Here is a 15,642-nt window from a genome sequence, read left to right on the forward strand (position 1 = left end):
GAAAAATTGCGTCAAACGTGGTTTTGGGTGCATTTCTAGGCGCCGATGTAGGCGCGGCGAACGGCATCGTTGTTCATCAAGCTGTCGCGATCGCCTTCGAGCACAATACGACCACGCTCCATTACGTAAGCGCGGTTGGCGATCTTGAGAGCGGCGTAGGCATTTTGCTCGGCAAGCAAGACGGTCGTACCAGCCCTGTTGATGCGCTGAATAACCTCAAACACCTGTTTGACAACAAGCGGCGCCAAGCCCAGCGAGGGTTCGTCGAGCAACAGGACTTTGGGGCGCCCCATCATGGCGCGGCCGATGGCCACCATTTGTTGTTGTCCACCGCTGAGCGAACCTGCTGCATCGTCCTTCTTTTCGTCGAGGATAGGGAACAACGCCATCACTTCTTCCAGTCGCTGACGGTTTCCCGCCTTATCGCTGCGGTGTACGTAGGCGCCGAGCATAAGGTTTTTGAATACCGACATTTGTGGAAACAGCTTTCGGCCTTCGGGGCACTGAACCAGACCGTTCGAAACGATTTGCGAGGGCTTGCGGCCCACAAGTTCGGTATCGTGGAAACGAATGCTGCCGCCTGCCGCTTTGTGAATTCCACTGGCGGTCAGGAAAATTGAACTCTTGCCCGCGCCGTTGGCGCCCAACAAAACCACCAGCTCACCTGTTTCGGCATGCAGGCTCACGCCGTCGAGCGCAAGGAAACTACCATAGGAAAGCGACACATTGTCAAAGGTCAGCATGGTCACTCCCCAGATAGGCGTCGATCACCGCCGGATTGGCGCGTACTTCAGCAGGTGTACCTTCGGCGATTTTTTCGCCGTAGCTGAGCACTAGAATCTTGTCGGCCAAGCTCATGATCATGTCCATCTTGTGCTCAATCAGGCAGACTGTCAGTTCGTGCTTAACCATCTTTCGAATAAGCTCGGCCAGGCCCAGCGTCTCGTCGGGATTCACACCACCGGCAGGCTCATCGAGCAACAGCAGCTTGGGGGCGGTAGCCAGCGCCAGCGCAAAAGCAACGCGCTTGCGTTCTTCCTGCGTGATGTCACCTGCCACGCGGTTTTCAAGGTGAGCAATGCCTACGAAGTCGAGCGCCTCACGCGCTTTCTCGCGACACACGCGTTCTTCTTCTTTCAGGCGGGCCGAGCCGAAGAGCACATCGATCAGGCCCGATCGCGTACGCAAGCGGTGACCCACGATCAGGTTGTCCAGCACGGATGCCGTGTCAAACAACGTGGTGGATTGGAAGGTGCGTGCAATTCCCAGACGCGCAACTTCATCAGTACGCAGCGTAGTGATGTCGCGACCGTTGAAAGTGATCGTGCCTTCGCTGGGCTTGTGCACACCGCTGATAAGGTTGAAAAAGGTGGTTTTGCCCGCGCCATTCGGGCCAATGATGGCATTAATCTTGCCCTTTTCGATGCTGGTACTGACGCTGTTGACAGCAGTGTTGCCACCAAAGCGTTTGGTAAGGTGTTCGATCTCAAGCACGTCTCGACTCCTCTTTAACGGCATCGCTTTTGGATTGTTGCCGCTTGGCTTTTTGTTCAGCCACATCAGCACCTGAGGCTTGGCGGGCACGCCAAGCCACCCAAGTGCCCACAATGCCGTTGGGCACGAAGATCACCAGTAAGATGAGCACCGGACCAAAGATTAAGAAACGGAATTCTTGCAAGAACTGTAAATACTGCGTCGCCCAAGGCACCATCAATGCGCCCAACAATGGGCCTAGGACCGTACCCAGCCCACCGATGATCATGTACACGGTCATGTCGAAAGCGTGTGTAGTTCCCGCCAGATCGGGCCCAAGAAAACGCACGAATCCCGCGTACAACGCGCCCGCCAGTCCGGCATACAAAACGGATAGCAGGAATGCGATTAGTTTGTTGCGCATCAGGTTCACACCCAGAGCCTCAGCTAGTTCGTCACCATTGCGGATCGCCATGAACGTGCGGCCCATCAAGGAATCCACAATGCGGCGCATCAACCACACACCCAGCACCAAGAAGAAAAAAACTAGGTAGTAGATCGATCGCGGAGTGTCGAAGGTGAGCGGGCCTATGGCCGAAGGCGCGGGAATTCCCATGATGCCCACCGTGCCGTGCGTGAGGCTTTCCCACTTTTCGATCACAAGAAATATGATGGTGCCAACGCACAAGGTGAAGATTGAGAAGTAGTGTCCGCGCAAGCGCAGTGACACCCATCCGAGCGGCAAACCGACCAGCACCGTGACGACACCGGCAAGTACAAACGCAAGCCAGAAAGAAACTTCGTAGTCCACGGTCAGGATGCCAAGTGTGTACGCACCAACAGCCATGAAGCCAGCGTGGGCCAGGTTGAACTGCCCTGTGTAGCCGGTGATAAGGTTAAGGCCCAGTGTGGCAATCGCAAAGATGTAGGCAGTGGACATTACTGTGAGGTGGTAGTCATTGCTCGCCAGCCAGGGGTACAACAGGCCAGCCACCAACAGCAGCCCCCACCCCAATTTTCCTTCAAGAATTTTTATCATGATCTTAGCGCGCTCCATTGGTGAAAAGGCCTTGCGGGCGCAGCGAAAGAATCACCACCAGCAACACGAACGAGATAATGTCCTTGTAATCGGTAGATATGTAATAGGCACCAAACGACTCAGCAAAGCCGATGATCAGCCCACCGACGATAGCGCCTGGCACACTGCCCATGCCACCCAAGATGATGATCACGAAGGCTTTGGTTATCACCAGATTGCCCATGGCCGGATAGACGAGGTTTATGGGAGCGTATAGCGTGGCAGCGACTGCCGCGAGCGCACCGGAGATGCCGAATGTGAGCATAGCAACGCGGTTGGCATCGATCCCCACTAGCGAGGCACCATCGCGGTTTTGCGCCATGGCCACGATAGTGGAGCCCGCGACGGTGCGTGTAAGGAACAACTGCAGGACAGCCATCAGCGTGAATGCTCCGGCAATGATCATCAATCGCTGAACTGGCGCAGTAACGCCAGCAACTTCAATAATTCCGCCGAAGGGAGTAGGCATTCTCAAGAAGTCGGCTCCCCACAACGCTTGGGCACCGGCTTCGAGAAAAAGCAACAGGCCGATAGCAGCGATCATCGAGTGAAGTCCAGCATGGTGTCGCAACGGGTGGAACACGAGACGCTCGGACAGGGCACCGATTACAGCCACTATCCCGGCAGCTCCCATCATGGCGATCCAGTAATTCACCTCCCAGCCAGTCATTAGCTTGAGCGCCACAAAAGCGCCCACCATGTAGAACGCACCATGGGCAAAGTTGGGCACGTGCAGGATGCCATAGACCAAGGTCAGTCCCAACGCTACCAGACTGTAAATGCCGCCCAGAGTCAGGCCGTTGAGCACTTGTTGAAGAAAGATATCCACTGTGAATGCGCCTCTGGATGGGTTGCAAGAAACACCTATGTTCCATCAAGCAATTGCCTGATTTCAAAACTATAAACTGCACAGTGGAATTTTAAATAGGGGGTTAACCCTCAAGTTGGTTTACAGGCGACATCAAGACTGTATGACCTTACCCCTGAAAACCTATTCCTTGCTGACTGGTTCAATTCATACAAGGAAAACGGAAATGACGAAAACATCAAGGGCGTGCTGCACGCTCGAATTCAAGCAATAGGCAGTCGGGTGGTGGAGAACGGCCTAAGAATCACGGCGGTGGCGCGCACGCTGGGAATTGTCGATCAGACGCTGTTTAACTGAGTCAAGTCCCATGGGCAGGGCAAGCTCACAGGAGCCGACAACAAAGCGCCCGTGATCGCCACCATGCAGCGTCTGGGTGTGGCGGGTTCTCGCACCCGACCGGCGGTCAGTAACGACAACCCTTTCTCCAAGTCCGTGTTCAGGACACTGAAGTACCGGCATGAATACCCGTCAAACCATTTAGTGGCCTGCTGCAGGCGCGGCGCTGGGTCACCGAGTTGGTGTATTGGTGCAACCACGAGCATCGGCACAGTACCATTCGAATGGTGACCCCAGCGCAGCGGCACTTCAAACTAGATGAGGTCATTCTGGATGAGCGCGCCAAGGTCTAAGCCGCGGCCGCAAACGCCAATCCCAACGGCTGGTCAGGGGGGACTCGTAACTGGTCGCCAATCACCGAAGTGCGCCTCAACCCGCAAACACCAAAGGAGCAGAATCAACCCGAAAAACTAGCCACTTGAGCATCGAACTTTATGCGGCATCTTCCTTGACAGCGCCCAGGAATGATGCCTCTGGCTGTGTAGAGATCGCTATGGCGTGCACCACAGGCTTGCATCTTCACCATGATTACGCCTGGTTGGGGTGGATCGACCCAGATGTCATCGACAACCATGGGTGTCCCAACTGAGCGGGCAATGGCGGCTCGGGCTTTCTTTTATGAACCGGTTTCCTTTTTGTCGTTTTCTGCTTGGCGCTCCTGCAGTTCGCGCCACATGATTTTGCCAGTGCCCGACTTGGGCAGGATGTCCACAAATTCCACCAAGCGGGGGCTCTTGTAGGCTGCCATGTGTTCGTGGGCCCAGGCCGTAATGTCTTGCGCACGGATTTGACCCACCTGGTCTGGCTTTAGCACCACGAAGGCCTTGACGGTTTCACCACGTTTGGCGTCTTGTGCGCCGATCACGCACACCTCGTGAATCGCGGGGTGGTGGTACATGAGTGCTTCCACCTCGGCCGGCCAAACCTTGAAGCCCGACGCATTGATCATGCGCTTGAGTCGGTCCATCATGAAGAAGTAACCCTCCTCGTCGATGCGTGCCAGATCGCCGGTGCGAAGGAAGCGTTTGCCATCTAGGATGATGAAGGTTTGGGCGTTGGCACCTTCGTTGCGCCAGTAGCCCTGCATGACCTGCGGTGCGTGCACCACGATTTCGCCTGTTTCCCCTTGCGGAAGTTCGGCCAGAGTGATGGGATCGATGATGCGAGCATCCACGTCGAAAATCGGAATGCCCAGGCACTGCGGCTTGGGCCGGTGCGGCGGGTTGATGTGGGTGGCCGCCATGGTCTCGCTCATGCCGTAACCTTCAATGTAATCGAGGCCCGTGAGCTCGCGCAGCTTTTTTGCTACTGCCGCTGGCATCGCTGCGCCACCGCCCCGAATGCCTTTCAGTGTTGACAAGTCGTATTCTGCGATACGGGGGTTTGCCAGAAAATCCACCACCATGGTGGAGATGGCTTGCCAGCTGGTCACGCCATGGCGCTGCATAAGTTCGGCAGCGGTCTCACGGTCCCAGCGTGACATGACCACGATGGTGGCACCGATGAACATCGGCCCATTCATGCCACCAGCCATGCCGGTAACGTGAAAGAAGGGCAGTACCGAGAGCATCACCGCGTCCTGGGTTCGGGCGAACCAATGCATGCCGCCAATGGCTGTGCACTGCACGCTACGGTGGGTGTGCATGCAGCCCTTGGGGTGGCCAGTGGTGCCCGAGGTGTAGGGCATGACGCAGAGGTCGTCAGGACCGGTGCTGACTGGGCCAGGCTGGAGCGAAGCAGCGAGGGCATCTCTCCAGGCATGAAGACCGTCGCCTGACAGGTGCTGACGCGTTGCGCTCACGAAATCGGGCAGGCGCAGATCTGTGACTTCGGTCAGGTAGTCGCTGTAAGTGGCGACCACCAAATGCTTCAACACGGGCGCTTCAACCGCAGCAGGGTTCAGGTGCGGCGTCAATTGCGACACAAGATCCTGCGCGCAGATGACCACGCTTGCGCCAGTGTCGGCCACATAGTGCGCCAGCTCCTCGCTCATGTTCATCGGGTTCACCGGCACCACGACGGCATTGGCGCGCAATATGGCGTAGTAGCCCAGCACCCACTGCGGGCTGTTCTGCAGATACAGCAATACGCGGTCGCCAGACTTAACGCCACACACCTGCTGCAGGTAGCCAGCCAGGCGTGTGGCTTCATCGTGAAATTCGGCGAAGCTCAGGGTCGAGCCGTAGTAGATCAGGTAGGGCTTGTTGGCATAACGCCGGGCCGAGACCTCGGCGTTGTAGAACAGGCCGGTTTCGGGCAGCGTCAGATGCTTGGAGAGATCTTTCGGCCAGTGAAGTTCGTGTGGTTCAGACATGATTTAAATGGCTCATGGGCTCAGAATTTCGTGGTGTGGCGGGCCAGCTCTTCTTTGGCAATCGCGTTGCGGTGCACCTCGTCCGGGCCGTCTGCGAAGCGCAGGGTGCGCACGCTGGCATAGGCTTTGGCCAGACCGAAATCGTCGCTGACGCCAGCGCCGCCATGCACTTGCATGGCCCAGTCGATCACCTGCAAAGCCATCGAGGGCGCGGCAACCTTGATCATGGCAATTTCCTGGCGCGCCTGTTTGTTGCCCACTTTGTCCATTTTCCAGGCGGCGTGCAGTACCAGAAAGCGCGACTGGTCGATCAGGATACGCGACTGGGCAATGCGCTCGCGCGTGACACCCTGGTCGGCGATGCGCTTGCCGAAGGCGGTGCGTTGCGTGGCACGTTTGCACATGTCTTCCAGCGCACGTTCAGCGCGGCCGATGACGCGCATGCAGTGGTGAATGCGGCCTGGTCCCAGGCGGCCTTGGGCAATCTCGAAGCCACGGCCTTCGCCTAGCAGCATGTTGCTGGCGGACACACGCACGTTGACGAATTCGACTTCAGCGTGACCATGGGGTGCGTCGTCGTAGCCAAACACCGTCAGGTGCCGCAATACCTTCACGCCAGGTGTGTCCATGGGCACAAGAATCATTGACTGCTGCGAATGGCGCGAGGCTTCGGGATCGGTCTTTCCCATGAAAATCATGATCTTGCAACGCGGGTCGTTGGCGCCCGAGGTCCACCACTTGCGGCCGTTGATAACGTAATGGTCGCCGTCGCGCTGGATGCTTGCTTCGATGTTGGTGGCGTCGCTGGAGGCCACTGCGGGCTCGGTCATGGCGAAGGCCGAGCGGATGGTGCCGGAGAGCAAAGGTTTTAACCACTTTTCTCGCTGTTCGGGTGTGCCGTAGCGCACGATGGTTTCCATATTGCCGGTGTCGGGAGCCGAGCAGTTGAAGGGCTCGGAGCCAATGGCCGAGCGGCCCATGATTTCGGCCAGTGGCGCGTATTCAAGGTTGGTGAGGCCTGCGCCGAGTGATGATTCGGGCAGAAACAGATTCCACAGGCCCGCGCTTTTAGCCTTTGCTTTCAGCGCTTCCATCGCCTGCGGTTCCTGCCACGGGTTGCCTGCCGCACGGAAAGCGTTCATCTCGTCGGCGAATTGCGGCTCTGCAGGGTAGACGTGGTCGACCATGAAAGCTTTCACGCGAGCCTGTAGCGCTTGAACCTTGGGTGAGTGATCAAAATCCATGGGGTCTCCAATAGTTTTATATGCGATTAGCGGTTGTGGTGCAGTGTCAGAGCCAGATTCCAGGCCTGCTCTGCCAGGGGCCGGGCGCGCTTGGCCGTTTCGACGGCCGAAGCATTCGACGCTGTGCCCAATTCAGCGCGCTTGGCAATGCCTTGCAGGATGCCGACCAGGCGGAACATGTTGAACACCAGGTAGTAAGTCCAGTCGGCTTCAGCCACCGCTGTGCTGCGGCCCGTGCGCTGCATGTACTGCGCTCGGTAGTCGGACTCAGACGGAATACCGAGCGTGGCCAGGTTGCCACCCCGCAGGCCGCGCGAGCGTCCGGCGGGCATGTGCCAGGTCATGCAGTGGTAGGCGAAGTCCACCAGTGGATCCCCGAGGGTTGATAGCTCCCAGTCGAGTACTGCGACGATGCGCGGCTCGGTGGGGTGGAAGATCACGTTGTCGAGCCGATAGTCGCCATGCACGATGCGGCTCTGGCCCTCTGTGGGCATATGGCGGGGCAGCCAGTCGATGAGGAGGTCGGCTGCTTCGATCGGCTCGGTCTCGGCCGCTTTATACTGGCGCGTCCAGCGTGCGATCTGGCGTTCCAGGTAGGCGCCGGGACGGCCGTAGTCGGCCAGGCCAATGGCGACTGGGTCAACGTTGTGCAGCGCTGCCATGACACGGTTCATCTCAATGTAATAAGCGCCGCGCTCAGTCGCTTCCATGCCGGGCAGGGTGGGGTCCCAGAGTATGCGGCCTTCCACATGGTCCATCACGTAGAACATCGAGCCGATGACGGTGGCGTCTTCGCACAAGGCATGCGTTTTTGCCACGGGGACGTTGGTGCTGGCCAGCGCGCTGATCACGCGGAATTCTCGGTCGACGGCGTGTGCCGAGGGCAGGAGATCGCCTTGTGGCTTGCGGCGCAACACGTAGCGTTGGCCACCTGCAGTGAGCAGATAGGTCGGGTTGGACTGACCGCCCTTGAACTGGGCCACAGACATCGGGCCCTGGAAGCCGGGCACGTTGGCAGCCATCCAGGTGGCGAGGCGCGCTTCGTCGAAGGCGTTGTAGGGTCCCACCGGTTGGGTGCCGGTGAACTGCGATTGCACGTCGTTTGATGCGGGCTGGCTCATACTGCCGAGCTACCACCGTCGACTGCAATGTATTGGCCGGTGATATGGCGCGAGGCCTCGCTGGCCAAGAACACCACTGTACCCATCAGGTCTTCGTCACCGCCCAGACGCTTGAGCGGTGAACGGGCGATCACGGCTTCGCCGATCGTGTCCAGCAAACCGGCCGACATTCTGGACGGGAAAAAGCCGGGGCAGATGGCGTTCACGTTGATATTGTATTGCCCCCATTCCCCGGCCAGCGCACGGGACAGGTTGATGGCGGCTGCCTTGGAAGTGTTGTACGCCACAGTCTGCACACCAGCACCCATGCCTTTTAGTCCAGCCACCGAAGCGATGGTAATGATTTTCCCCTTTTGACGCGGAATCATGCAGCGCTTGCCAACCTCGCGTGCGAGGAAGAAGGGTGCGTTCACATTCAGGTTCATCACCTTGTGCCAAGCGGCATCGGGGTAGTCTTCGGCGGGCGCTCCCCAGGTGGCGCCCGCGTTATTGACCAGTATGTCGATCGGCCCCAAGGCGCTGAGCACTTCGTCGACCAATGCGGGAATGCTTTCGCTGTTCTGCAGGTCGTTCACTACGGTGAACACAGTGATGCCTTTGCGCTCCAGGTGTTTCTTGGCTTCAGCAAGCTCATCGGCCTTGCGCGCACTGATCGCCACCTTGCAACCCATTTCACCCAGGGCCTCGGCCATTTGCAGGCCCAGGCCGCGTGAGCCGCCGGTGATCAGGGCGACCTGGCCGTCGAGCTGGAACAGTTGTTTGACGCTCATGCTTGTCTCCTTATTGTTATCTTTGTCTTTGACATTGGATTGGGATCAGCAGACTTCGAACAGGCCGGCCGCTCCCTGGCCACCGCCGATGCACATGGTGACCACCACGAATTTAACGCCCCGCCGCTTGCCTTCGATCAGCGCGTGGCCGGTCAGGCGCGCGCCGCTCACGCCGTAGGGGTGGCCCACGGCAATAGCACCGCCGTTGACGTTGAGCAGTTCGTCTGGAATACCTAGCTTGTCGCGGCTGTAGAGCACTTGGCAGGCAAAGGCCTCGTTGAGCTCCCACAGGCCGATATCTTCCACCTTCAGACCCGCTCGCTGCAGCAGGCGTGGTACGGCATAGACCGGGCCAATGCCCATTTCGTCTGGCTCACAACCCGCAATGGCGAAGCCGCGGAAGATGCCGAGGGGCTGGATGCCGAGCCGTTCGGCGCGTTTCGCGTTCATCACCACGCAGGCCGAGGCACCGTCGCTGAATTGGCTGGCGTTGCCTGCTGTAACCACGCCTCCTGGCAAGGCAGCGCGAATCTTCTGTACCGCTTCGATTGTTGTATCGGGACGAATACCTTCATCGGAATCGATGGTCACTTCTTTCCTGCTGATTCGGCCTGTGGCTTTGTCGGCCACGCCCATGGTGGTGGTCATAGCGAAGATCTCGTCCTTGAATTTGCCTGCGGTTTGGGCTGCGGCGGCGCGCAACTGGCTGCGTACGCCGTATTCGTCTTGCGCCTGTTTGCTGATTTTGTAGCGCTGTGAAACGGTTTCAGCTGTCTGCAGCATGCTCCAGTACAGCTCGGGCTTGTGCTCAATCAACCAAGGATCGCGGCGCATGTGGACGTTGGCTTCGTTTTGCACGCAGCTGATGCTCTCTACGCCGCCGGCCACAATGGCAGGGCAGCCCTCCAGGATGACCCGCTGCGCGGCCATGGCGATAGTCTGCAGGCCCGAGGAACAAAAGCGGTTGACACTCACGCCCCCCACGGTTACCGGCAGGCCAGCGCGCAGGGCAATGGCGCGGGCAATATTGCCGCCGGTCGTGCCTTCTCCAAAGGTACCACCCATGATGCAGTCTTCGATCTCGTTGGGATCAACACCAGAACGGGCGACTGCGTGCTGCACGGCATGGCCGCCGAGCGTGGCGCCATAGGTCATGTTGAAAGCACCTTTCCAACTCTTGGCCAGACCGGTACGTGCGGTGGAAACAATGACTGCATCGATCATGGAATGCTCCGTAATAGGTGTGGTTAAACGAAGGTTTTGCTGTTTTCGGCTAGCCGGACCAGCAGGGGTGCAGGTTGCCAAGACGCATCGGCGCCGGGCTCGCCGGCGAATCGGCGCAGGGCACGCACCACGTTGGTTAAGCCGACTTCGTTGGCATAACACATGGGGCCGCCACGGCGGGTCGGGAAGCCGTAGCCGTTCAGGTAGACCAGGTCTACGTCCGAGGCGCGCACGGCAATCCCCTCGGCGAGGATGCGCGCGCCTTCATTGACCAAGGCGAAGATGCAGCGCTCGACCACTTCTTCGTCACTAACCTTGCGCACGATGACGCCTTTGGCATTACGGTAGTCGACGATAAGCTTTTCAATCAGTGCATCGGTCTGCGGTTCACGCACACCGGATTCGTAGCGATACCAGCCTGCCCCGGTTTTCTGGCCGAAACGGTCCAGCTCACAGATTTTGTCGGCGATGGTCGGGTCGTGGGGCACACCGGCTTCAGCCGCCTTGCGCTTGCGTGTGGCCCAGCCAATGTCCAGGCCAGCGAGATCGCCCACACGGAAAGGGCCCATGGCGTAGCCAAAGCGTTCCATGGCTTTGTCGATCTGCTGGGGCATACCTCCCGCTACCACCATTGCGTGAGCCGCAGCGCCATAGCGGGCCAACATGCGGTTGCCAATAAAGCCATCGCATACGCCCGAGACCACAGCCACCTTCCCGATTTGCTTGCCCAGCGCAAGCGCCGTGGCCATCACGTCGTTGGCGGTCTTTTCGCCGCGCACGATCTCCAGCAGCTTCATGATGTTGGCCGGGCTGAAGAAATGCAGGCCAAGCACATTCTGCGGGCGCTTCGTGAAGCTGGCAATTTTGTTGATGTCGAGGTAGGAGGTGTTGGAGGCCAAGATGGCACCCGGCTTGCACACGGCGTCGAGCTGGGTGAACACCTTTTCTTTCACATCCATCTGCTCGAACACTGCTTCAATCACCAGGTCCACGTCGGCGAAGGCGGTGTAGTCAAGTGTCGGCGTGAGCAAGCCCATGCGCTGCTCGACTTGCGCCTTCGTGAGTTTGCCGCGTTTGGCGCTGTTCTCATAGTTGCGCCGGATGGTGGCCAAGCCTCGGTCCAGCGCTTCCTGCGCGGTCTCCAGCAGCACCACCGGCGTACCAGCATTAAGGAAGTTCATGGCGATGCCGCCGCCCATCGTGCCGGCACCGATGACGCCCACGGTCTCGATGGCGCGCAGCGGCGTGTCGGCTGGAATGTCTGGCAGCTTGCCGGCGGCGCGCTCGGCCGCAAACACATGACGCGCAGCGCGCGATTCGGGTGTAGCCATCAGGGCAAAAAAGGCGGCGCGTTCGCGCTTAAGGCCTTCTTCAAACGGTTGCGTCACTGAATCAGCCACGCACTCCATGCATAACAGCGGGGCGGGTAGGCCCTTGGCGGCCGTCTTAACACTGTTTCGGGCGAATTGCAGAAAGGCGTCGGCTCCGGCGGTGGGCATCTGCACGTCGCGCAGGCGGCGCAGAGGACGTTTTTCTTTCACGACTCGCTCTGCAAAGTCCACGGCTGCGGCGACTACGTCCGCACTTACCAACTCGTCGACCAAATCAGTGCCAGCGAAGCTGGCTGCCTTTTGCAGTGTGCCCGAGACGATCATGTCGAGCGCCAATTCCAGACCGATCGCACGCGGCAGACGCTGTGTGCCACCAGCGCCCGGCAACAAGCCTAGCTTCACTTCGGGCAGGCCCAGAGTGGCATCTTGCTTCGCCAAGCGGAAATGGCAACCGAGGGCGAGCTCAAGACCACCACCCAGTGCGTGTCCGGCGATCGCAGCCACCACCGGTTTAGGTGATTGCTCCAGTGCACTGACCACATCTGGCAGGCTGGGCGAGGTCAACGATTTCGAGGTACCAAATTCATTGATGTCGGCACCTTCCGAGAAAATTTTTTCGCCACCGGTAAGCACGACGGCGGTCACGGCCGGATCTGCCAGCGCGCGGTCCAGACTGACCACAATGCTGCTGCGCAGTGCGAAGCTTAGGCCGTTGACGGGCGGGTTGTTCAGGGTCAGCACAGCCACCGAGCCGCGCAGCTTGTAATCCACTGGGTTCATGGTATGTCTCCATTCTTTTGAAGGGCTAAATCAAAAATTATTTGACTTTAGGACTGCTGTGCAGAACATCATTCCAAACGAATTATGATAATAGCCGTATTCATCTTGAACGTAAAGGCGGGTTTCCTCTGGACGAAAAACTGAATCCTTACGGCAATGTGTGCTTTGTTTGTTTAAGATGCAGCACGCACAAAGACCGATTCAGCATTTTCATCATGCCGATCACAGACACGAAATTTTCAAAGCCTCGCCGACGACGCATCGCTTCGCCAAAGACACGTTTGCATTACACAACCGGGTGGCAGACGGAGCCGAGCCGTATGTGGTGGGCGGGATATTGGAGATGGCGAAGGGTATGCAGGCAGTAGTGCACAACGCATATCTTGGAAAATGATTACCAGTTCTAGCCAACTTTTTTGAGTAGCCGGCTACCGGGATACTTGTTGTCTGCCAGATCAAAACAATGTTTGACGGGTGCCAGGGCCGTGAGGTAGCGCTGGCATGGGTCTGCAACTTGGCTGACACCGCCATAACTGGATAAAAACTCGCCGTTATGACTGGACGCAAAGCAAAGTGGTGTTGGCGCAGTTCGCCATTTTCAGCCGCTTGTGGCCGCGCTGACGAGGTTTTTTACCGGACAAGTCGCAGCATTGAGATGGATTTTTATCGTTGGGAGTGAACGCGTTTCGGCGCACTGCGCAGCTTGTTGCGTCGTCTCTAAGAAACCGCATGAAACCTGCAGGCCGCCCGGCACTGGGCATGGCTCCAGGCCGGTCAGGTGGGCAACGCATTCTCAATGGAGCGCACCACCTGCAACAGGCGTGGGCGCACTTCGTCCAGCAGAAACTGCGGCGACAGGTTGTATGAAGGGCCACCTACGTTGACTGCCATGATGGGAAGGCCATTACCCGGATCGAACGCGCGAGCCACTCCGTTGACCTCTTTGTTCCAGTCACCAAACGAGCAGGTAACACCCAGCGTTTTGTAGTCTTCCAGTGCTTTGTCCACGCCAGCCTTGACCTTCGGCCAGGCGAGGTGATCCAGCTCGCAAATCTGTTTCATTGCCTCCAAGCGATCATCCTGGGTGACAGCAGCAAGCCACGCCCGTCCCATGGCCGACGTAGACAGCGGCATGCGCGAACCCACGTCGAGCGTCAGTGTGAGGGCAGCAGAGCTGCGACAGTTTTCCACGTAGATCATGGACAGTTTGTCGCGCAGGCCCAGCGATACCGAAGCTCCCGAGAATTCGGCCAGCTCCTGCATCATTGGCCGAGCGATCTTGCGTACATCGAGCTTGTTGAGTAGTGCGCTGCCCAGCGCCAGACAGGCCGTGCCCAGGCGATAACGGCCGCTTTCCTGCACGTGGATCAGATAGCCTAGTTTGGTCAGCGTCATGGTCAGGCGCGACACGGTGGATTTGGGCAGTTTGCAGCGCTGAGCCAGTTCCTGGTTGCTCAGGGTGATTTCGCCGTGACTAAAGCAGGACAACACTTCGAGACCACGCGCAAGTGCAGTCACGAAATGCCGGTCTTCCTTGGGCTTTCGGGCTTGTCTGGTTGGGGTAAGGGGAAGTGCTGCCCCAGCTTGCCCATCTTCGAGCCTCAACCCGCTGCCGATGGATTTTTCTGCGCTCAAAATGGAACTCCGTTCTGAAAAATGTATGTTGAACTTTATCCGCATTCAAGCGCTTTTGACCGGGTCTGGCAATGGGGTAAACCACCAGATATTCCTTGCGCAATGCACGGCGGTACTTCGGGAACTCCAATTCCAAATTTTTGAAAGAATCGCAGAGGTGCGGCCTTGTCGCACTGCTATCAAAAACTCAACTGTCTTGCCTTCCTTGCCCATGGCCAGATAGAGGTATTTCCAGACACCTTTGACCTTGATATAGGCGTCATCAATCGTCCATGAAAAAATTAAACTAACCGCACGAAAAAACTTGATCGCGCACAGATTCAGCAATGGTCGGCATCAAGTGGTTTATCTTCACAGCCTCAGTGCCTGTCCATACCCCGTCATTTCCAGATATCCGTTCCCGACGCGCTTGCCTTGGCCGTCTAGCAAATCGCTCAGTCCTTCCCAGTAAATCGAGCCCGTGGAGTTGCGGCTGTCAAGTTCCTGGTTGTCGAGCAGCGCTTTAATCGTGTAAAGGCCTGCGGGCGTTTGTACGCGCCACAGTACTGGGTAGCTGATTTGTGTGAGCGGGCTGGTCCAATGCCGCAGGGGGCTGAAGGTGACGTCGCCTGCGCCGAAAATTCGCAATTCGCCGCTGGCCGATCGCCAAGAGCCGCCGGCCCATATGGCCTTGCCGTCTTTGTCGCGCAGCCGAAAGGCGGTGAGGGCGCCGCCGTCGTCCAGGTTCATGCCCGTCCAGTCCCAACCCACCGCGCCGGGGGCGAGGATTTCCTCGCTCCATTCGTGGTCCAGCCAGGCTTTGCCGGTAACTTCAAATGTCTGCCCTTTAATTTGCAGCCGTCCGCGCGTTGCCAGTTGCGGCTGGCTGTAGTAGTAGCTGGCCTGTTTTTCTTCCGGGCCTTTGCGCGACAGGCCTTGCTTGCCTTGCAGCAGCATGCTTTGCGTTTCCTCAAATTGCAGGCTGAATCCGAAGTCAGTGGCCGGCAGCTCGGCGATGTAGCGCGGTCCGCTGGCGGTCAGCGTCCAGTCACGCAGCTTGAGCGCCATGTCCTGCTGGCTGGCAGACGCCACGCCAAAGCCTTCGCGGGCAATACGCTGGTCATGCCAGAGCTTACCGCCCTCTAGGTCTGTCACGGCAGCGTGCGCAAAAATCAGTTGCCGGGCGGCAAAGTTCGATGTCATTTGCGCTGTGCCGTCCACACGCGAGCGAAAGAAGGTGAGCTGGAAACCAAAACGGCGTGCACTGGCGTTGTCGGTGCTGGCCTGGCCGGTGATGTACCACCATTCTGTGCGAAAGTCGGCGTGTGCGCCGCGGTCGCGTGGAAACACCAGCGTTTTGGTGGGCAGGGCTAGAACGGATGTGCTGAGCACTGCGCAGCCCATTCCGGCCAAGCTGGCCAGCATCTGGCGGCGGTGCAGCGCATTGCTAGGCGGCATTGGCATGGAGGCGATCAGATCGGCGCCCATG

The 15,642-nt window shown here is 58.4% G+C and carries 13 protein-coding genes; all 13 read right to left on the reverse strand.

Going from position 1 to position 15,642, the window contains the following annotated elements:
- Positions 1 to 35 precede the first annotated feature (35 nt).
- The 13 genes from H4V98_RS08455 to H4V98_RS08515 all read right to left on the reverse strand — a co-directional run bounded on the left by H4V98_RS08455 (position 36) and on the right by H4V98_RS08515 (position 15,641).
- Positions 36 to 743: an ABC transporter ATP-binding protein gene (locus H4V98_RS08455; protein WP_196862912.1), complete on the reverse strand. Its 708-nt coding sequence runs from the start codon at positions 741 to 743 to the stop codon at positions 36 to 38.
- On the reverse strand, positions 730 to 1,494 hold the full coding sequence (locus H4V98_RS08460) for an ABC transporter ATP-binding protein (protein ID WP_196862911.1): 765 nt from the start codon (positions 1,492 to 1,494) through the stop codon (positions 730 to 732). Before H4V98_RS08460 ends, H4V98_RS08455 begins: the two co-directional genes overlap by 14 nt.
- Complete coding sequence (locus H4V98_RS08465) at positions 1,487 to 2,512, reverse strand: branched-chain amino acid ABC transporter permease (RefSeq protein ID WP_196862910.1); 1,026 nt, start codon at positions 2,510 to 2,512, stop codon at positions 1,487 to 1,489. The genes H4V98_RS08460 and H4V98_RS08465 overlap by 8 nt, the downstream gene beginning before the upstream one ends.
- A gap of 4 nt (positions 2,513 to 2,516) precedes the next feature.
- Positions 2,517 to 3,380 (reverse strand): branched-chain amino acid ABC transporter permease, encoded by an 864-nt coding sequence (locus H4V98_RS08470; RefSeq protein ID WP_196862909.1) that lies wholly within the window; start codon positions 3,378 to 3,380, stop codon positions 2,517 to 2,519.
- Positions 3,381 to 4,371: 991 nt separating this feature from the next.
- On the reverse strand, positions 4,372 to 6,069 hold the full coding sequence (locus tag H4V98_RS08475; RefSeq protein ID WP_196862908.1) for a long-chain fatty acid--CoA ligase: 1,698 nt from the start codon (positions 6,067 to 6,069) through the stop codon (positions 4,372 to 4,374).
- A gap of 20 nt (positions 6,070 to 6,089) precedes the next feature.
- Positions 6,090 to 7,313, reverse strand: a complete 1,224-nt coding sequence (locus H4V98_RS08480) for an acyl-CoA dehydrogenase family protein (RefSeq protein WP_196862907.1) — start codon at positions 7,311 to 7,313, stop codon at positions 6,090 to 6,092.
- Between the two features lie 26 nt (positions 7,314 to 7,339).
- A complete protein-coding gene (locus H4V98_RS08485) occupies positions 7,340 to 8,434 on the reverse strand; it encodes a phosphotransferase (RefSeq protein WP_196862906.1) in 1,095 nt (364 codons plus the stop codon).
- Positions 8,431 to 9,204 (reverse strand): SDR family oxidoreductase, encoded by a 774-nt coding sequence (locus H4V98_RS08490; protein ID WP_196862905.1) that lies wholly within the window; start codon positions 9,202 to 9,204, stop codon positions 8,431 to 8,433. The genes H4V98_RS08485 and H4V98_RS08490 overlap by 4 nt, the downstream gene beginning before the upstream one ends.
- A gap of 45 nt (positions 9,205 to 9,249) precedes the next feature.
- A complete protein-coding gene (locus H4V98_RS08495) occupies positions 9,250 to 10,428 on the reverse strand; it encodes an acetyl-CoA C-acyltransferase (protein WP_196862904.1) in 1,179 nt (392 codons plus the stop codon).
- A 23-nt stretch (positions 10,429 to 10,451) separates the two neighbouring features.
- The gene (locus tag H4V98_RS08500; RefSeq protein WP_196862903.1) at positions 10,452 to 12,539 is read right to left on the reverse strand and encodes a 3-hydroxyacyl-CoA dehydrogenase NAD-binding domain-containing protein; all 2,088 of its coding nucleotides are present in this window, start codon (positions 12,537 to 12,539) and stop codon (positions 10,452 to 10,454) included.
- 774 nt (positions 12,540 to 13,313) lie between these two features.
- Positions 13,314 to 14,057 (reverse strand): IclR family transcriptional regulator, encoded by a 744-nt coding sequence (locus tag H4V98_RS08505; RefSeq protein ID WP_280757846.1) that lies wholly within the window; start codon positions 14,055 to 14,057, stop codon positions 13,314 to 13,316.
- A gap of 162 nt (positions 14,058 to 14,219) precedes the next feature.
- Positions 14,220 to 14,501: a transposase gene (locus tag H4V98_RS08510; RefSeq protein WP_231374658.1), complete on the reverse strand. Its 282-nt coding sequence runs from the start codon at positions 14,499 to 14,501 to the stop codon at positions 14,220 to 14,222.
- A 24-nt stretch (positions 14,502 to 14,525) separates the two neighbouring features.
- Positions 14,526 to 15,641: a lipocalin-like domain-containing protein gene (locus tag H4V98_RS08515; RefSeq protein ID WP_231374657.1), complete on the reverse strand. Its 1,116-nt coding sequence runs from the start codon at positions 15,639 to 15,641 to the stop codon at positions 14,526 to 14,528.
- Position 15,642 lies beyond the last annotated feature (1 nt).

The sequence above is a fragment of the Polaromonas sp. CG_23.6 genome (assembly GCF_029892315.1).
Taxonomy (GTDB): domain Bacteria; phylum Pseudomonadota; class Gammaproteobacteria; order Burkholderiales; family Burkholderiaceae_C; genus Polaromonas.